The sequence below is a fragment of the Azonexus sp. genome (assembly GCF_036170495.1).
In the GTDB taxonomy this organism is placed as follows: Bacteria; Pseudomonadota; Gammaproteobacteria; order Burkholderiales; family Rhodocyclaceae; genus Azonexus.
Genome location: NZ_JAVHPH010000197.1, coordinates 1 through 18,185 on the forward strand (window position 1 = coordinate 1; position 18,185 = coordinate 18,185).

Below are 18,185 nucleotides of genomic sequence, written 5' to 3' on the forward strand. Positions count from 1 at the left end.
GCAGGGCGAGGCCGGCGATCAGCGTCGTGATGTTGGAGTCGAGAATGGTCCCGAAGGCGCGTTCGTAGCCTTCCGCGATGGCGCCCTGCGGCGGCATGCCGGCGCGCAGTTCTTCGCGCACCCGTTCGTTGATCAGCACGTTGGCGTCGATGGCCATCCCGAGCGTCAGCGCGATGGCGGCGATGCCGGGCAGGGTCAGCGTGGCTTGCAGCAGCGACAGGATGGCGACCAGGAAAAGCAGGTTGGAGGCCAGCGCGATGACTGAAACGACACCGAACATCTGGTAGTAAAGGATCATGAACAGGGCGATGGCGGCGAAGCCCCACATCGTCGAATGGAAGCCCTTCCTGATGTTCTCGGCACCGAGCGACGGGCCGATGGTGCGTTCCTCGATGATGTCCATCGGCGCGGCGAGCGAACCGGCGCGCAGCAGCAGCGCCGTGTCGTTGGCTTCCATGGTGCTCATGCGGCCGGAAATCTGCACGCGGCCGCCGCCGATTTCGCTGCGGATGACCGGCGCGGTGACGACTTCGCCCTTGCCCTTTTCGATGAGCAGGATGGCCATGCGCTTGTTGATGTTTTCGCGCGTGACGTCCTTGAAAATGCGGGCGCCGGCCGAGTCAAGCGTCAGGTGGACGGCGGCTTCGTTGGTCTGGTTGTCGAAACCGGGCTGGGCGTCGGTCAGACGGTCGCCGGTGAGCACGACCTGCTTCTTGACGAGCAGCGGCTGGCCGCCCCGTTCGTTGTACACCTCGGTGCCGAAGGGCGGGTTGCCGGCCAGGGCGGCTTCCAGCGCGCCGGTCGAATCGTCGACCATGCGGATTTCGAGGGTCGCCGTGCGGCCCAGGATGTCCTTGGCCTTGGCGGTGTCCTGTACGCCCGGCAACTGGACAACGATGCGGTCGGCGCCCTGCTGCTGGATGACCGGCTCGGCGACGCCGAGTTCGTTGATCCGGTTGTGCAGCGTCGTGATGTTCTGCTTGAGGGCGAATTCGCCGAGCTTGTTCTGGGCTTCCGGCTTGAGCGTGGCGACCAGCCTGGGTTCGCTGGCATCGCCAGCTTCGGTGACCAGCAGGTCGGGCTGGCTGTCGCCGATGGCGAAGCGGGCCTTGTCGCGGGTTTCAACGTCGCGGAATTTGACGACGATGCGCTCGCCTTCGCGGTTGACGCCGCTGTGGCGGATATTCTTGTCGCGCAGCACGGTGCGCAGGTCGGCCGAGGTCGAATCGAGCTTCTTGGTCAGCGCGCCCTTCATGTCGACTTGCAGCAGGAAGTGCACGCCGCCGCGCAGATCGAGGCCGAGATACATCGGCAGCGCATGCAGCGAGGTCAGCCACTGCGGCGAAGCGGCGAGCAGGTTGAGGGCGACGACGTACTGCGGGTCGGCGGCATTCGGGTTGAAGGCCTTTTCGAGAACATCCTTGGCCTTCAACTGGGTGTCGGTGTCCTTGAGGCGGACCTTGACGCCGACATTGTCGAGCTGAATGCCGTCGTGCGTGATGCCGGCGGTTTTCAGGGTGTCTTCGACGCGGGCCTGGGCTTTGGCATCGATCTTGATCGTGACCTTGGCGCTGGACAGCTGTACGGCCGGCGATTCGCCGAAGAAATTGGGCAGGGTATAGACGAAGCCCAGCAACAGCGCGACGGCGATGGTGATGTACTTCCAGAGTGGGTAGCGATTCATGGCGGCTTCAAAGCGAAAAGGGCGACATGAAGCCGCCCTTTGAGGTGATTACAGCGACTTCAGCGTGCCCTTGGGCAGAACCAGGCCGATCGACGGCTTTTGCACGACAACTTCGGTGCCGGTGGCGATTTCGACGGAGACGTAGCTGTCACCGACCTTGGTCACCTTGCCGACGATGCCGCCCTGGGTGACGACTTCGTCGCCTTTGGCCAGCGCGGCGAGCAGCGCTTTGTGTTCCTTGGCTTTTTTCATTTGCGGACGAATCATGAAAAACCACAGCACGACGAACATCAGGATCATCGGCAGCATCTGCATCAGGCCGCCCGTCGGGTCGGCGGAGGCTGCAGCGGTCTGGGCGTGGGCAAGGCTAATCATTGTGGACACTCCGGATAACTAAGAAATTCAGAACGCGCGATTCTATCACTCGCCGGATGACCGTTTGCGGACAAACTCGTCCGACCACGCGGTGAACGTGCCGGACTCGATGGCGGCACGCATTTCGGCCATGATGACCTGATAGAAATGTAAGTTGTGGATGGTGTTGAGCATGCCGCCGAGGATTTCGCCATGGCGGAAGAGGTGGTGCAGATAGGAACGGGTGAACTGGGTGCAGGTGTAGCAGCTGCAAGTTGGGTCGAGCGGGCCGGTGTCGAGCTTGTAGCGGGCGTTCTTGATCTTGACGTCGCCGAAGCGCGTGAACAGGTGGCCATTCCGCGCATTGCGCGTCGGCATCACGCAGTCGAACATGTCGATGCCGGCTTTGACCGAGCGGACAAGGTCTTCCGGCGTGCCGACGCCCATCAGGTAGCGCGGCTTGTGCGTCGGCAGGCGCGGCGCGACATGGGCGAGGACACGCTGCATGTCTTCCTTTGGTTCGCCAACCGACAGGCCGCCAATGGCCATGCCGTCGAAGCCGATGTCGTCGAGCCCGGCCAGCGATTCGTCGCGCAGGTCTTCGTACATGCCGCCCTGAACGATGCCGAACAGCGCGTTGCTGTTTTCCTGCTTGTTGTGCTCGTCGCGCGAACGTTGCGCCCAGCGCATGCTCATCCGCATCGACTTGGCGGCTTCTTCATGCGTCGCCGGATAGGGCGTGCATTCGTCGAAGATCATGACGATGTCGGAGTTGAGCACCTTCTGGATCTGCATCGAGATTTCCGGGGTCAGGAAGAGCTTGGCGCCATCGTGCGGCGAGCTGAACTTGACGCCTTCCTCGGTGATTTTGCGCATGGCGCCGAGCGAAAAGACCTGGAAACCGCCCGAATCGGTGAGGATCGGCTTCTGCCAGTTCATGAAATCATGCAGGCCGTTGTGCGCCTTGATGACATCAAGCCCCGGGCGCAGCCAGAGGTGGAAGGTGTTGCCGAGGCAGATCTGGGCGCCGATGTCGTGCAGCGAAGCCGGCGTCATCGCCTTGACCGTGCCGTAGGTGCCGACTGGCATGAAGACGGGCGTCTGGACCTGGCCGTGGGCCAGCGTCAGCGTGCCGCGGCGGGCGGCGCCGTCGGTCTTGAGGAGTTCAAATTGCATCGGTTTTTTCCAGAAGCATGGCGTCGCCATAGCTGAAGAAGCGGTAGCGCTCGGCCACGGCGTGGGCGTAGGCGGCGCGGATATTGTCATAGCCGGCAAAGGCCGAAACGAGCATGAGCAGCGTCGATTTTGGCAGATGGAAGTTGGTGATCAGCCGGTCGACGACCTTGAAGCGGTAGCCGGGCGTGATGAAGATGCTCGTTTCGCCGGCGCCGACGCGCACCGTGCCATCTTCGTTAGCGGCCGATTCGAGGGCGCGCAGGCTGGTCGTGCCGACGGCAATGACCCGGCCGCCGGCCGCCCGGGTCGCGGCGATGGCCTCGGCCGTCGCCGGCGGAATCTCGAAGCGCTCGCTGTGCATGCGGTGATCGGCGATCTTCTCGACGCGCATCGGCCGGTAGGTGCCGGCGCCGACGTGCAGCGTCAGGAAGGCGGTGTTGACGCCCTGGGCCCGCAGTTTGGCCAGCATCGCCTCGTCGAAGTGCAGGCCGGCGGTGGGGGCGGCAACAGCCCCGGGCTGGCGGGCATAAACGGTCTGGTAGCGCGTTTCGTCGGCGCCTTCGGCCGGGTGCTCGATGTAGGGCGGCAGCGGCAGCTTGCCGTGCTGCTCGGCCAGTTCCCAGAAATCGCCGGGTTCGACCAGTTCGAGCGCGAAAAAGTCGCCATCGGCGCCGGCGCGGCCGGTCATGCATACCTCGAAGGCATCACCGAGGCGCATTTTGCTTCCCGGCTTTGGCGCTTTGCTGGCGCGGATCTGGCAAATGGCGTGGGTGGCATCGACGATGCGTTCGAGCATGACTTCGATCAGCCCGCCGGTTTCCTTGCGCCCGAAAAAGCGCGCCTTGATGACGCGAGTGTCGTTGAAAACGAGCAGGTCGCCGGCTTTCAGCAACTCGGGCAGGTCTTCAAAATTGCGATCAAATCCCGGTTGACCGTAGCATTCGCCGCAGACGTGCAGCAGGCGGCTGCCGGTACGTTGGGCGGCCGGGTGCTGGGCGATCAGTTCGGGCGGGAGCGGGAAGTCGAAGTCGTCGACGGTCAACGACATGGTCTGAATCCAGGTGGAAACGCGAACGGCCTTGGGCGGGGAAAGCCGTTTCGGTTGGTCAATAAAATAGGCGCGGATTCTACCATTCGCCGGATCAAGGCAGACATCAAACACCGTTCGTTGCACAATCGCTGTCTGGCGAACGTGGACCGTCGAGAGGAATTCGTCGGATACTGTCGGGCTTGCTACACTTGTTCCAATTTCCAACATCGAGGTGCTTCATGCTCAAGGGGTTTCGGCTTGCGCTACTGTCCGTTCTGGTTGTTTTGCCCATTTGTCAAAAGGCCTGCGCCGATGAACTGAAGATTGGCTACGTCAATCTGGAACGGGTTTTCCGGGAGGCGCCGGCGGCCATCAAGGCGAGCAAGAAAATGCAGGCGGAGTTCGAAGTGCGCCGGCAGGAATTGCTGCGCATGGAGAGCGACCTCAAGGCGCGTCAGGCTGCGCTGGTGGAGAACGGTGCGTCGCTGTCAGATTCTCAGCGGCGAGCCAGAGAGGCAGAATTGGCCGAGATCTCGGTCGGTTTTAAGCGCAAACAGCAGGCCTTTCAGGAAGACCTCAAACTGCGCCAAAACGAAGAGACGTCGGCGGTGCTTGAGAAGGCCAATAAAGCTATCTTCGACCTGGCCAAGTCCGAACACTGGGATTTGATCCTGCAAGAAGCAGTTTCCGTCAGCAGCCGAATTGATGTGACGGATAAAGTCATCAAGAAAATGACCGGGGACTGAACTCCCGAGTCCCCTGCAAAGGCCGGATTTTTCCGGCTTTTTTGTTGGCGAGCCGGGCAGGCGCGCCAACAAAAAACCCGCACATGGGCGGGTTCTATGGGACTTGCTTGGACTTCTTGAAACAATTACTTGGTGCCCGGGCCTTAATCGAACTAACGGCGTAAACTGTTGCGGGACAACGGTTTTCATTTATTGAAAATCCGAGTTACCCCCAAAGTTACCCCCATTCAAACGGCGTTGCACCAAAACAACAAATCGGCCATCAAGGAGAGCGTGCTTTTGTTTCGGTTAAAAGAGGCGCGCATTCTACCATTGCTCACGTATTTGATTCGCCCGGATGGGGAGGGGCGGCAGTAGATCAAGCGCGCGCCAAAATAGGCGGCAAGAGGGGGCGCGTTGTGCCTTAGTTGAACGATTGATGGAGGGTTGGTGTTCTGGGATGCTTGGCCGGTTATTTCTCTCCATCGTTCGCCAAGCGATGTGTCCAGCTCGGGCAACTGCCTGAAGCGATCCGCCCGGAGCGCCTGGACGTCGCCAGTTCCGAGCAAGGCACGTCGCCGCGGCTGGTTTTTCTGGCCATCGATGGCCGACATGTGGCCGGAAGCCTTGAGCCGTCAGACGTTGAGCCGGTTCGTTGATCCGGGTCAGGCGTCAAGCTGGACACAGCGGACACAATGGAAACACCCCTATTTTTGACCAAGTGTGTCCGCCGAAATCGTTGCAGCACAAGGCGTTTAGTGCCATAGACACAGCAGACACAGCAGACACAGTAGTTTTCCAAGGGGGTAGAAGAAAGCAACAGAACTTACTTACCTTGGCTATGTGTATTGGATAATTTCAAGGCTACTTACTTACTTCATCATGGTGCTGAGAACTAGCGAAAAACTGGGGTCGTTTCGCGCCGTGTTACAAAGCCCCCCGGAAGGACCCGCGACTAAGGCTGCTGCTTACTATGACTAGCCAATAGATCAGCCTTGTATGTTACGTGCCCAGCCTCACCACTACTTGGTTTCCATCGGTCAAAGGAGTGGCATTCAGGAGGAGCTATCCATATCCGCTCAGTTGCCCGGCCTGTCTCTAGGATCAGGTAGCCCAGACCACAAGACCAATGAAACTGCCGTCGACCACCATCGCTGACTATCTGCCTGGTTGTCAGGTGTTTGCACATGGTGCAGTCAAGCCCAGAGGAGGGAGCAGGAATCATCAAAACCTCCCAAGGCTTTACCCCAACATCAAGGCAGGCAGAGTGCCAGTGCTTCACTTGCTCACCAGGTGGCATGGTTTGAAGGTGAAACATTGCTGAAACTCTTTCATCATTGTGTGCCTTAACCTTGCGGAAGTAGGCCAGGACAAGGATTACAGCCGCTGGATGAAGCGCGAAATCATTTCTTGCCGCACCCTCACCCGGTGCCCGGTCGGTCTGCTCACCTTCCCCCCCTTGAAAACCTACTGTGTCCGCTGTGTCTGCTGTGTCTATGGTGCTAAACGCCTTGTGCTGCAACGATTTCGGCGGACACACTTGGTCAAAAATGGGGGTGTTTCCATTGTGTCCGCTGTGTCCGGCATTGTCGTTAGCAGGGGTAAAGCTGGACACAGCAGCGGGGGCGGGCTGGCTCGAAAACAGGCTTTCAAGGTCAAGCATCACCGCCCCCTTCGAACAGCGCAGGGGTGATCTGATATACCAGCATCTTCCCTTTTCCGGGGATATTCAGCCTCGATTGAAAGCGCCCCTTGTTGTGGTGAAGAATGCCCAGCTTGGAGAGCAATACATTCACGGCCTTGTAGTCCAGTCCTTTGCACACACGGTTACGCCAAGGGCCTTCGAATACAAAGAATTCCGTCTTGAACTCGGCACCGTTGCTGCCTTCCTCAATCTGGCCAGCCTTGGCAATCGGGGTGCCGTCAGGCTGCAGCCAGCGACGAAGGCCGGCCGCATCGGCCGTGCGGGGGCTGCGATCATCGCCAACGCGGTGCCACAGGTCGAAAGCGCCATCACCATGCCGCTCGAAGAATTCACGCACCTGGTTGAGCATGTTGGTTTCTTCCTGGTTGCCTTCGCCGCCCCGGCCGGCTAGCCATGCCCGGTAACAGCTTCCGGCCGCGGCCAGCGCTTCGCCAGCTTGCCAGCCGGTTAAACCCCATTGTGTGGCCAGCTCGCCGCCCATCGCTACCAGGGCAAAGCGATCAGCCACGCGGCGGGCCTGCCCGCTGGCATCGTCCGTCAGGTGCTGTATCTCGAATAGTTTCTGAGCCTTGCGCAGCTCTTCGGCGAGGTCGGCGGGGCTACGGGTCAGCTTGTCCAGGAACGCGGCCAGCGGGGCGCCGTAATAACGCTTGGTGGCCTGATCCAAGGCCCGCGAAAAGTCGGCGCCGTTTGCATAGTCGTGCAGTGTTTCCCACGCACCAAGGCCCGCCCCCGCATCGGCGGCAATATCAACCAAGCGTATTTCCTGCCCGGCTCTCGTTGTCCGGTTGGCTTCAGCCATGTGCTGCGCCAGGCTGATCTCACCCGCCGACAGGAAGAGCACTCGCCAGAATGCCCTCTCCCTTGCTCCGCCTGTCCGTGCGGCGCGGGTCTTGCCGGCTCCATTAGCGAGCATGTAAGCGGTCTCCCCTGCTACCTTGGGGTCAAGCTGGGCCAGCTCGTCAAGGGCGAGCAGCGAATCACAGTGCTGCATTGCCAGTGCCTCAAGGCCGTTATCAGTCGCTCGCCAGCGCTGCATATAGCCTCCATCGCCACAGACAGAGCACGCCACCCGTAGCGCTGTGGTCTTGCCGTCGCTGGAGTTGCTGCGGTAGTGAAATCCCCCTGACTCACCGCCCACCAAGTGCAACAGCGGGGAAGCGAAGGCCACGGACACGGCAAACAGCAGGCGGGAATTGCCACGGCACAGGCGCCCCACGTGGTCACGCCATTCGTCGGCGGTGCCCTTGGTCTTGAAGGCATGCACGCTGCTGCCTTCTGCCTCATACAGCCATTCGTCGGCCTCGTTTCCAAACGCCCGATTCGGCAGCACATAGACGGCCGGGCCGTCGCTCGTGGCATGCCACCCGGTGCGGCTGGTGATCCGTGCCCGTGCATCCGGCCGGGCGCTCTGAAGGTAAGCAATAACCTTCTGCCGGCCGCCCGTCGCCATGGTCAGGCCGGCATCTAACAGCATGCCAGCCACTTCGAGACCATCGCCGCGAAATAGCGTCATCGGAATAACCAGCTTGTGTTCTACCTTGTCGGCGTCGTAGAGGCGGACCAGCAAGCCCCAGCCCTGGTTATCCGGGTTACGCACGCGGGCGATTGGCTCCAGGTAAGAGCAAATCCACTTGGGGGCGCCCTGGTTGCCGTCGCGATCCGTGTCAGTGAAATACACGCCCCCCACCTCAAGGCTGTAGCAGGGGCGGGGCACTCCGGCCGGTGCGCTGCCCTTGTCCGGCTTGCTCGCCTTGGCGCCGGGCGCTGCGGTTTTTGCTGGCTTTGGCACGTCGACCGCAGTACGCCACGCGCTGCCGGTGGATACGTCTGCACAGCGTGCAGCATCCCATCCAAGCAAATCGGCGGCATCGTCGCCTTTGTCACTTAGGCCAAAGGCTTGCGGCTGCACCTGGTAGAGCGCGGCCGGTGCCTTGGCGAGGGCTGAGAGGATGCTGGCCAGTTTGGCCATGCATGCCGCCCCGGGTTCGTCCAGGTCGGGCCACAAGGTGACGGCACGGCCTGCCAATGGCAGCCAGCCGGCCTTATCCACGGCATTGGAGCCACCCGGCCAGCTCACACAAACGAACTCAGGGAAGAGCGGGCGGGCGGCGTCGGCGGCCTTCTCGCCTTCGCACACGATGACCGGCGCATCGGGCCGGGCGGCGAGCAGTTCAAGGCCATACAGCAGGCGCGGGGCCGGTGGCGATTTCCAGCGCCATTCAGTGCGGCCGGCTGCGTTCCGCCAACATGTGAGCTGGGCAAAGCTCTTGCCATCCTTGCCCTGATAGCGATCAATGAAGAAGCCGAGGCGGCCGGCTTCAGTCCGGTATTCATAGCGGATCGATGGCCGGCCTTGGCGTGGATTCGCAACAGGAGGGGCGGCGGCGTCTTCAGGAACCGGAATAACGCATTCCCATCCATCGGCATCCGGTGCAGGCTTGCGGCTGGGGGCGGCTGAGGCGGTTTTTCTCAGGGTGGTCGCTGTGTTGGTGTTGCCGGCCGGGCGTTCGCCGCTTGTGGCGCGTTTCTGGCGGTTTGGCTTTTGAATGCCGAGCAGGTCGGCGAGGCGTTCCGCTGCATCCATCTGCGAGCAGTCAAAGCGCCATGCTGTCATTGCTACCAGGTCGCCCCAAGTCTCGCCAGTGGCGAAGTCGCCACCCGCCCCCGTGTCGCGATTGGTTGAGAGACTGCCCAGCTTGCTATCTGAGCGCTTTGGGTTGAGTGCCAGGTATTCACGGGCCTGATCTTTGCCGCCTGCCATGCCGCAAAGTTCCATGACGATATCGAAGTTGGCGAGGGCAGCGCCGGCAACGTTATGAATGAAAGAATCTCCTGTCATTGCGTGGCCGCATCCCCATTGTGAAAGCTCTCAACAGCAGCGAAAAGGGAATCACGTGCAGCTTCGCCACGCTGATACAGCGCGACGCAAGCTCCGCAAATCGGGTATGCAAAGGCAACCGGAACATTCAGTTCGATTGGCCATAGCCTGATTTCCTTGCGAGGTTTTCTCACCGTGGAGAATGGTTTTCGGCAACCCGCACAGCAGGTGCTTCGCTTGCCAACCCGAATTTCACCAATCAAGTCGGAAAAAGCCGGATTGATATCTCCAAGCGTTTTTCCTTCCGGCATTTCCTCAATACTGTGCATACGATTTTTCATCGCGGGCCACCACAGCCTATTTGACGGTAAAGCTCGACATAAGCGGCTGTTAATTGAATGAGCAGTTGGGCGTAGCTATCCCTGTAATTCTCGGTGAGGTACAGAAATGATTTGTTCGTGGCCAGTTCGGCATCAACATCCGTACAGAACCACGTCGTATCGAAAGCGACCCGCACTCGCTCAAGGACCCATTTCGACATTGCCGGATCACCAATTTCAGCAGCGAGCAAGCGCTCGGTATCAGCCCAGGTCCGAACCTTTGCAGATGGAAACGAAATGACATCATTTGTCATGGCCCATCCTTATTGCATTTCGGGCCGCTGCAGCCAGGGCGGCGGGGTTATCCATCAATAGCCGCTTGATTCCTGCACGGTCCTGATAAGTCGAATTGAAGTGTAAATTGACGACTGGCGCAGTTGCCTGTCCGCCGCTGCCGCCCTGATCAATCAGCGAGGCGATGCCCTTGGAGAGATGGGATGGCAGGACCATTTCTTCTTCGTGCAGTTGGGTCATCGGGTTCATGCCCTTGGGGATGGAAAACCCCCGCGAGGCGGATTTGACCTTGCTGCCCATGCCCATAACGGCAGCGAATATAGCGGCCATGGCAGCAAGCGCGAGGACCGGGCCGGCGAAGGGAATCGAGGCTTGTGAAGCGGCAGCGCCGGAACCGGCTTCGACGGCATTGGCGGTGGCCACGCTGGTGGCTTCGGTCGTCTTGGTACCGATGATCTGGGCTGAGGCGACGGTTTGTGCCGTTTTCTCGGAGGCGAGAAAGCCCATCTTGATAGCCAGTTTCTGCACTTCGCCGGCCAGCCATTTCTTGACCATTTCGCCGACGACGGAATTGGCGAACCAGCCGACCAGTTCCATACCGACGGCCTTGAAGGCAGAGCGCCAGCGGAAGGTGCCGTTCATGATGGCTTGAACCCCCTTATCCCACAGGCTGGACATGCGCTGGCCAAGGTCGTCCCAGATTTGTGCTGATTCTTGCGCCACACGCGACTGCAGCTGAATCATGCGAATGCCGTGCTGCTGCTCGAGCTGCTCGAGCTGGTTTTGAATTCGCATCTTTTCGAGCGGGCTGGCATTGGGGTCTTGCTCAGCGAGTACCAGGCGTTCCTGCAGGGCTGCGCGTTGGATTTCCAGCCGGCGCTGCTCGAACTGAATCTCGAGCTGAGCCAGTTCCTGTTTGCTCATCTGGCTGCTTGCAACAGCGGCGGCGGCAGCAGCGGATTCGGCGTCGACACGGCCGATGGCAAGGGCCTGATTGTAGGCAATGGCCTCGGCAGATATATCCTGAATTTCCTTGGCTTCAGAACGACGAATTGCCACTGTCAGCTCGGAGGCCTTCTTTTCGATGGCGACACGATCCTTGGTGACCAGGTTGGCGTGCTGCAACAAGGTCTGCCAGAAGGCGAGTTCTTCCTGCTTGGTGTATTCACGCAGGGCATCCTTCTCACTGGCCAGGCGCTTTTCTTCGGCGAGGGCCAGCTCGTAGTAAGCCATCATGCTCGGGTCTTTTGCGCCTGTAGCTTTTCCCTCGTCATCGGTAAGTGTGAATTTCTTTTTTCCGGCAGCCACAGAAGGCTGGTTTGCCTTTGCCTTGCTATGGGTTGACCACAATTGATTTACCCGCTGAAGATGCTCGGCGTTGAGGCGCTCGTATTCAGATAAATGTTTTTTCTCTTGAGCAAGTAGTTGCTCGCTGCCTTCTTTCCAGATTTCCTTGGCGTCCGATATGTTGCCTTGAAGAATTGAGGCAATCGATGCGCCCATTTGTCCGGCAGCAGAGGTCAATTGATCGAAGACATATTTGACGTCATTCCACACGAGCATGATTGCCGTAGCGGTCTCGTCCAGGAACTGCACAAGATGCTTAAAACCCCAGATGACCGCATTGATGACCGGGCCCCCGATTTGAGCAAAATAAACCGCCAATGATTTAAGGCTCGGAATCAGCGCCGTGCCAATGCGAACATTCATCGCCTCGAACACATCATTCACGTCATTCATCGCCGCTCGATATTCCCTGATATCGTCACCACGGATTTCGATACCGAGCTCACGAGCCTTGGCCGCTGCCTCATCCAGTTTGGCATTCGTCAATGACATTATTTTTTGGACGTCCTGCCATGATTTGCCGAACATATAGGCCATTGCACGAGCGCGGTCTGTACCTTCGGTGTATTCATTTATTCGCGCCACAACATCGAGCATGATGCTCATCATGCTTCGCGACTTTCCCGAACTATCAGAAATCGCCACGCCGAGCTGAGCGAACTTTTCGGGCGCGGTATTCATCACCATGGTCAGCCGCCCGACAGCACTGGTTGCTGTATCGGTATCGATATACAAGTCACCCAGGGCAATTTTTAGGGCTATCGCACCTTCTTCCGATATTCCAAAAGACTTGGAGAGTTTTCCGGTTTCGCCATAGAACTCCTTGGCGGCATTGATGGCTTCGCCAAAAACTTTCCCCCCTGCCAACAAGGCACCAATAGCAATGAATTTTGAGCGGAGCGCTTCCAGCGGACCACCCATCTGATCGAAGCTATTTTTGCCGTCTTCGCCAAATTTCTTGAGGTCGGCAGCGGCTTCGCGCATTTTTTGGCGGAAGGGGGATACGTCGCCATCGAGGACGATTGTCGGATTTTCAGACATGATTGGCATTCCTATATGGGTGGCTAAGGGGGGATGGCATGGGGTTGCAGTAGAGAGGGCATTCGCCATCTTTGCTTGGTGCAGGGGAGCGGCGGATCATCAGAGGCGCCCCCAAATGTGGGCAGTCCGTTCGCGGTCGCTATCGGTGAAGCAATAGCGCCCTCGATAGACGATTTCGCCATCCCTATCGGTTGCTGGGTTTCGTTCACAGGGGATTTCAAGGCCAGACCGGCGAAGGGATGCAATAGCGTCAGGGACGTTCGAAGCGCCGGCTATTCGGCCCAGCACCTCACGCGTGCAAGGAGCGCTAGCTAGGGCGCAAATGATGCGAATTTCTCGGGGGTTGTCAGTCGAGAATAGCGGCAGGCTGGGGATGCCTGGCAGAATGGGCTGATCCATGGTCAGCCCTTAAATTTCTCTACTAGTTCAGCGATTACCGAACAGGGCCAGGCTACCGTCTTGGGCCCCAGATGAACCGGCTTTGGGAATCTGCCTGACGCAACGCCTGCCCACCATGTTGATTTGCCAACAGGAATGATTGGCGCTATTCCGCGCTTTCTGTCTCCGATTATTTGCGGCAGTCGGAGAAAGCTGTCTTGCACTGTGTCCATTGTGGATTATCCCGGTTTGATTAAGACCGTTTCAATCCTGAATTGACCAATGTGATTGTTTTACTTGTTAGCTATCTCACGTTGAACGCCAACCAGCTTTACGTTACACGGTTGGCTGCTAAACGTACCTATTTCGTTTTTCGTATCCAACCGTAGACCGTGCGTTCAGCATTATCTTCGGAGAGGCGGATGCCAAATTTTTCAGCTTCTTTGAATAGATCAGGGGTTATCTTTTTTGCAGCCTGCAGCATCGATTTGAAGTTCCCTGTTGCATACATACTGACGGCTTTTTCTTCTAATTTTTTGTATTTATCGGCTCGAGCCACTCCCCCCTTTTTGCCAGCTTCCCGCATGTCCACTTTCTGGCCGGGGGGTTCGCCTAATTCGCTTTCAATCACAGCACAGAAGTTTCGAAAGGTATTGTGTGCAGTTACAGCGCAAGAGAACGAGCTAATTGATTCCGAAATGCTCTCTTCCGACAGTGCCCCGAGGCTCGCATAAACGTAATAGAGCGCAACCTCAAGGTGCTCAGATAGACACTTAGCGTAATCTTTGTAAGCTGCGGAATCAGGCAGCACAGAAATCACGGCCTCGCCATTTCCTGCACGCTCATAGGGGCGGTCTGCAATCCCAAGAAGGCCATACCAATCGGAAGGCCTCACCCCAAACCAACTGCAGCACGATCCAACGCAGTCGGCAATAAAAGGGCGGTATCCATCAAGCATCAACCGACCGGTTGGCGAGAATCTTTGGTCATCAATAATCAATGCCCATTCAGTAGGATTAGGCCCCTCACGTCCGTGTAGCAGCGGTTTGTGTTGCATATTCGCCCCTTCATGGCGCCCTTCGAAAGATGCCACCCCCAGGCGGGCGAAGGATTCCCGCTTTTCGTCTGGCCGGACTAGGGGGCGGCGTGCTCGTATTACGCTAATTCGCAGGTTTCAATAAAATGGGAATGATCGCCGCAATCTTCTGCAAATTTTATTCGCGCAGCCATGCGCTCATCGTTGGTCAAAACGGCTTCAAGATTGAGCCCGGCAAGACTATGGAAAACACCATCTTGTTCTTGGCTAACGACTAATTCCGCTAGAGCGTAAATAACTCCATATGCTTGATTTGGTATTGGACCCGCTGCCTCGACAAGGGAAGTTATGGCCGCGTCTCTTTTGCGGTAGTACTCGGCAGTTGGCTGGTCAGAATCGCCTTCTACAAGAGTTGGTATCGTTGCAAGAATATCGATGCAATTCTTTGCGGCAGCACGGAATTCGGCAGCACCGGCTGCATCGATCATGCTGTCACCTCTTTGGCCAGTTGCATCGCCTCGATTGTGAACGTTGGTATTATTTGTCACAGCCATAATTTGAAGCTCCTTTTCAATTCGTGGTTAGGGCCCAGGAGGGGTTGCCGCCCCTTCTTGGCCCGCTTTGCCTGATTCCGTCAGGCGGCGGTATTACTCAGTTTTTACCTGCTTCCTCAAGTGCCTTGTTCCTCGCCTCAGCTTCCTTGGTGGATGCTTCGATGCTGGCTTTCATTGCGTCCATGTTCTCCTTTGCCTGCTTTGCGTTCTCGGCTTGGAGCTTGCCTACAGCGGCAGCGCTTCCGGCCGTTTCAAGGCCGCAACCGGATAGAAGCAGAGCAGCAAGGACAATCAGGGTTTTCATTCTCTTCTCCCGTTCGTCAGGCTGCTGTGCCGCTCTGTAGCGTCGCACGCTGAACTGCCGGGGCTCCTGCCTCTCTCGCCTTCCACAGATCAAAAGATGCTTGCTGCGCAATCCAGGCGTCAGCACGGCCCCCATTTTCAACCCCAAGCCAGCCCTCAAGGCGCAAGGCCATCTCAGGCGAAATGGCAGCACGGCCATTCAGCACCCGAGAAAAGGCTGCACGAGTTACGCCAAGCTGTGCCGCGGCGGTGGTCACACTCAGCCCCAGGGCAGGCAGTACGTCCTCGCGTAGCGTTTCGCCAGGGTGGGGCGGGTTAAACATTCGGCTCATTTGCATACCTCTCAGTGGTAGTCCTGATAATCAACCAGCACGGCATCACCATTCTCGAAAGTGAAGGTCATGCGCCAATTGCCGTTCACCGTCACCGAATAGAAGCCGGCCAGGTTGCCAACGAGGCTATGCATTCGCCAGCCCGGCAAGTTCATATCCTCCGGTCCCTTTGCGTCATCCAGGCGCACCAGTTGGCGCTGTAGCTTCGGTGAATGGTGTGGCTGGATGCCTGCCTTGCTTCCTGTCTCGAAAAACGATTGCAGGCCTTTGTGCTGGAAACTCTTAATCATGGTTGAGTGTATAGCGTAGCGTTTCGATTATCAAGTTGCACTTGGTTATGCCGCGCTACCGTGCAGCGGTATGACGTCCGCACCTGCCTTCAGCTTGTCCAGGTAGTCCGCCCATTGCTGCATCATCGCCTTGCGCTCCTTCAGGAACTTGGTGCGGTTATAGGCGGTGCCAAGGGCATCAGAAACGCTGTGGGCTAGCTGGTGTTCAATGACTTCAGGCTTTTGGTGCAGTTCTTCATGCAGGATGGTGCGGGCCATCGCCCGGAAACCGTGCCCGGTTATTTCAGTTTTGGTGTCGTACCCCATGCGGCGCAGCGCGGCATTAACGGCAGCATCGCTCATGGGCAATTTTGGATCACGGCCGGGGAAAACATAGCGACCATGGCCAGTCAGTGCGTGCAGCTCTCGCAGTGTCGCTACCACTTGCGACGCCAGCGGAACCAGATGCTCAGTCTTGGTCTTGTTGATGAAATATCGCCACTCGGCTTTGTCCAGGTCGATTTTTTCCCACTCTGCTTTGCGCAGCTCACCAGGGCGAACAAATACCCTCGGGGCAATCTCCAAGGCGCATTTCACAACGAACGTGCCTCTGAAGCCGTCGATAGCTCGTAGCAACTCGCTTACGCCCTTGGGGTCGGTGATGGATGGACGATTGTCTTCCTTGGGGGCAGGGATGGCTCCCCGCAGGTCTGGGCAGGGGTCGCGATCCGCCCGGCCGGTGGCGATGGCGTAACGGAAACACTGGCTGATTTCACTTTTGACCTTGTGTGCCGTGTAGCGAGCGCCTCTCGCATCGATCCGGCGCAACACCGTCAGAACCTCGGGGGCGGTAATTTCGGCTATTGGCCGGCTTCCCATCCATGGAAAAACGTCCTTCTCGAGACGGGCAAGGGCTTTCTTGTATTGCGCCTCTTCGACATTGCTGCGCTTGTTCTCCAACCATTCGCGGCAGATGACCTCGAAGCTATTTGCCGTCTGAACGCCCCTGGTGGCCTTGCATGCCTTTCTATGCTGGCTGGGATCAATGCCAATGGCCAGCATCTTCCGGGCATCATCCCGATCCGCCCGGGCTTTTTTCAAACCAATATCAGGGTACGTGCCGAGCGACAGGAGCTTTTCCTTGCCGTCGACACGGAATTTCAGGCGCCACCACTTGGATCCGCTGGGGTTGATCAGCAGAAATAACCCCTTTTCGTCGGCCAGCTTGTAGGGTTTTTCGCCTGGTTTCGCTGTGCGAATAGCTGCTTCGGTCAATGGCATGGCTGTTACTCCGTCGAAACGTCGAAGATACGCCGTAGCCAGTGGGGGTAAGTGTTTGGGGGTAACACCCTTGGGGGTAGGTGCTGTTACCCCCTGGGTTACCCCCACATAGGCCCGGATTTGATTGGATCATTCTGGACCGTGCTGGAACGAAAGGCAACAAAAAACCCGCACTGGTGCGGGTTCTCTGGACTTGCTTGGTATTGCCTAGACTGCTATTTGGTGCCCCGGGCCGGACTCGAACCGGCACACCTTTCGGCGGCGGATTTTGAATCCGCTGCGTCTACCGATTCCGCCACCGGGGCATTCGGAGCGCGGATTATCCACGAATCACTTCTTGGGTTCAAGTGATTCGCTGCACGGAAAGGCTTTGGCCAGGGCTCCGGCGACCAGGGTGGCCGGGCTGACCGTGGTTTGCGGCGGGACGCGTTCGACATGAATAACGACGGCGCGGACGAGGCGTCGTGACAGGTCGGCGTCTTTCGGCAGGCAGAAAGCATTGAGTTTGACGCCGACCTGTTCGGCTAGATAGTCACTGACGCCGTAGCTGTCGGCAAAGCCGGCGACATAGGCGATGCAGCGGGCGCTACGAATGGCCTGGAACGGGTCGCTTGATTTTTGCCCGGCGTACATCTCATCAGCTACCTGGCAGTCGCCGCGCAGTTCCTGGCCGGTGTAGGCGTGCGCCGAGGAGGCGAGAAGGAGGGAAATGAGCCAGAGAAATTTCATCGTTTTTCGAACCAATTGAGTTTTTCGTGCAGGCCGACGACGCTGCCGACGACGATCAGCGCTGGCGGTTTGAGGCCGGCTTCGGCGATACGGTGGGGCAGTGTACCCAATGTGGCGAGTAGCGTCCGCTGGTCAGCTTGCGTGCCATTGCGGATGACCGCTGCGGGGGTCAGCGAGGGCAGGCCATGGTTAATCATCTGCCGGCAGATTTCGGCGACGGCGCCGATGCCCATGTAGAAAACGACGGTCTGGCGCGGCCGGGCCAGCGCCGGCCAGTCGAGATTGACGGTGCCGTCCTTGAGGTGGCCGGTGACGAAGGTGACCGACTGGGCGTGGTCGCGATGGGTTAGCGGGAAGCCGGCGTAGGCGGCGCAGCCGGCAGCGGCGGTGACGCCAGGAACGACCTCGAAGGGAATGCCGGAGGCGACGAGGGTTTCGAGTTCTTCACCGCCGCGGCCGAAGATGAATGGGTCGCCGCCTTTGAGTCGGACAACCGACAGGCCTTCCTGGGCCAGTTTGACCAGCAATTCGTTGATCGAATCCTGCGGTAGTGTGTGCTTCGAGGCTTCTTTGCCGGCGTAGATGCGACGGGCGTCAGGGCGGGCCAGATCCATGATGCCGTCGCCGACCAGATGGTCGTAGACGAGCGCGTCGGCTGCCGCTATCAGGCGCGCCGCCTTGACCGTCAGTAAATCCGGGTCACCGGGGCCGGCGCCGACCAGCCAGACTTTTCCGGCTGCGAGTTTGTTGAGCTTGTTCATGGGTAATCCCTGCCTTTGGGCGGCCATCCTAATGCGGGAGAGGGC

General features: G+C 58.6%; 18 protein-coding genes and 1 tRNA gene. 1 reads left to right on the forward strand and 18 read right to left on the reverse strand.

What is annotated here, in order from left to right:
- The 4 genes from secD to queA all read right to left on the reverse strand — a co-directional run.
- Positions 1 to 1,684, reverse strand: a 1,684-nt coding sequence (gene secD, locus ADADOO_RS06575; protein WP_511276050.1) for a protein translocase subunit SecD, incomplete at its 3' end; no start/stop codon positions are given.
- 48 nt (positions 1,685 to 1,732) lie between these two features.
- A complete protein-coding gene (gene yajC / locus ADADOO_RS06580) occupies positions 1,733 to 2,059 on the reverse strand; it encodes a preprotein translocase subunit YajC (protein ID WP_226497871.1) in 327 nt (108 codons plus the stop codon).
- 45 nt (positions 2,060 to 2,104) lie between these two features.
- Positions 2,105 to 3,214 (reverse strand): tRNA guanosine(34) transglycosylase Tgt, encoded by a 1,110-nt coding sequence (gene tgt / locus ADADOO_RS06585; RefSeq protein WP_511276052.1) that lies wholly within the window; start codon positions 3,212 to 3,214, stop codon positions 2,105 to 2,107.
- On the reverse strand, positions 3,204 to 4,262 hold the full coding sequence (gene queA, locus ADADOO_RS06590) for a tRNA preQ1(34) S-adenosylmethionine ribosyltransferase-isomerase QueA (protein ID WP_511276054.1): 1,059 nt from the start codon (positions 4,260 to 4,262) through the stop codon (positions 3,204 to 3,206). Before queA ends, tgt begins: the two co-directional genes overlap by 11 nt.
- A 221-nt stretch (positions 4,263 to 4,483) precedes the next feature.
- Here queA and ADADOO_RS06595 point away from each other — a divergent pair, with 221 nt between their 5' ends.
- On the forward strand, positions 4,484 to 4,990 hold the full coding sequence (locus ADADOO_RS06595) for an OmpH/Skp family outer membrane protein (protein ID WP_511276056.1): 507 nt from the start codon (positions 4,484 to 4,486) through the stop codon (positions 4,988 to 4,990).
- 1,634 nt (positions 4,991 to 6,624) lie between these two features.
- Here ADADOO_RS06595 and ADADOO_RS06600 read toward each other — a convergent pair.
- From ADADOO_RS06600 to cobA, 14 genes are all read right to left on the reverse strand, one after another.
- The gene (locus ADADOO_RS06600; protein ID WP_511276058.1) at positions 6,625 to 9,516 is read right to left on the reverse strand and encodes a DUF927 domain-containing protein; all 2,892 of its coding nucleotides are present in this window, start codon (positions 9,514 to 9,516) and stop codon (positions 6,625 to 6,627) included.
- Positions 9,513 to 9,836, reverse strand: a complete 324-nt coding sequence (locus ADADOO_RS06605) for a hypothetical protein (protein WP_511276060.1) — start codon at positions 9,834 to 9,836, stop codon at positions 9,513 to 9,515. Before ADADOO_RS06605 ends, ADADOO_RS06600 begins: the two co-directional genes overlap by 4 nt.
- A complete protein-coding gene (locus tag ADADOO_RS06610) occupies positions 9,833 to 10,129 on the reverse strand; it encodes a hypothetical protein (protein ID WP_511276062.1) in 297 nt (98 codons plus the stop codon). Before ADADOO_RS06610 ends, ADADOO_RS06605 begins: the two co-directional genes overlap by 4 nt.
- Positions 10,119 to 12,497, reverse strand: a complete 2,379-nt coding sequence (locus ADADOO_RS06615; protein WP_511276063.1) for a hypothetical protein — start codon at positions 12,495 to 12,497, stop codon at positions 10,119 to 10,121. The genes ADADOO_RS06610 and ADADOO_RS06615 overlap by 11 nt, the downstream gene beginning before the upstream one ends.
- 401 nt (positions 12,498 to 12,898) lie before the next feature.
- Positions 12,899 to 13,108 carry a helix-turn-helix transcriptional regulator gene (locus ADADOO_RS06620; RefSeq protein WP_511276065.1) on the reverse strand — a complete coding sequence of 70 codons (210 nt, stop codon included), beginning with the start codon at positions 13,106 to 13,108 and terminating at the stop codon, positions 12,899 to 12,901.
- A gap of 128 nt (positions 13,109 to 13,236) precedes the next feature.
- Positions 13,237 to 13,932 (reverse strand): hypothetical protein, encoded by a 696-nt coding sequence (locus ADADOO_RS06625; protein WP_511276066.1) that lies wholly within the window; start codon positions 13,930 to 13,932, stop codon positions 13,237 to 13,239.
- Positions 13,933 to 14,030: 98 nt separating this feature from the next.
- The gene (locus ADADOO_RS06630) at positions 14,031 to 14,399 is read right to left on the reverse strand and encodes a hypothetical protein (protein ID WP_511276068.1); all 369 of its coding nucleotides are present in this window, start codon (positions 14,397 to 14,399) and stop codon (positions 14,031 to 14,033) included.
- A gap of 163 nt (positions 14,400 to 14,562) precedes the next feature.
- On the reverse strand, positions 14,563 to 14,769 hold the full coding sequence (locus ADADOO_RS06635; protein WP_511276069.1) for a hypothetical protein: 207 nt from the start codon (positions 14,767 to 14,769) through the stop codon (positions 14,563 to 14,565).
- Positions 14,770 to 14,785: 16 nt separating this feature from the next.
- Positions 14,786 to 15,106, reverse strand: coding sequence for a HigA family addiction module antitoxin (locus ADADOO_RS06640; RefSeq protein WP_511276070.1), 321 nt, complete (start codon positions 15,104 to 15,106; stop codon positions 14,786 to 14,788).
- Positions 15,107 to 15,111: 5 nt separating this feature from the next.
- Entirely contained in the window at positions 15,112 to 15,390 is a 279-nt protein-coding gene (locus ADADOO_RS06645) for a type II toxin-antitoxin system RelE/ParE family toxin (RefSeq protein ID WP_511276072.1), read from the reverse strand.
- A 45-nt stretch (positions 15,391 to 15,435) separates the two neighbouring features.
- Positions 15,436 to 16,650 carry a tyrosine-type recombinase/integrase gene (locus tag ADADOO_RS06650; protein ID WP_511276074.1) on the reverse strand — a complete coding sequence of 405 codons (1,215 nt, stop codon included), beginning with the start codon at positions 16,648 to 16,650 and terminating at the stop codon, positions 15,436 to 15,438.
- A gap of 220 nt (positions 16,651 to 16,870) precedes the next feature.
- Positions 16,871 to 16,955 (reverse strand) — tRNA-Leu (locus ADADOO_RS06655).
- 25 nt (positions 16,956 to 16,980) lie between these two features.
- A complete protein-coding gene (locus tag ADADOO_RS06660; RefSeq protein ID WP_511276076.1) occupies positions 16,981 to 17,379 on the reverse strand; it encodes a Rap1a/Tai family immunity protein in 399 nt (132 codons plus the stop codon).
- Complete coding sequence (gene cobA / locus ADADOO_RS06665) at positions 17,376 to 18,140, reverse strand: uroporphyrinogen-III C-methyltransferase (RefSeq protein WP_511276077.1); 765 nt, start codon at positions 18,138 to 18,140, stop codon at positions 17,376 to 17,378. Before cobA ends, ADADOO_RS06660 begins: the two co-directional genes overlap by 4 nt.
- Between the last annotated feature and the right edge of the window lie 45 nt (positions 18,141 to 18,185).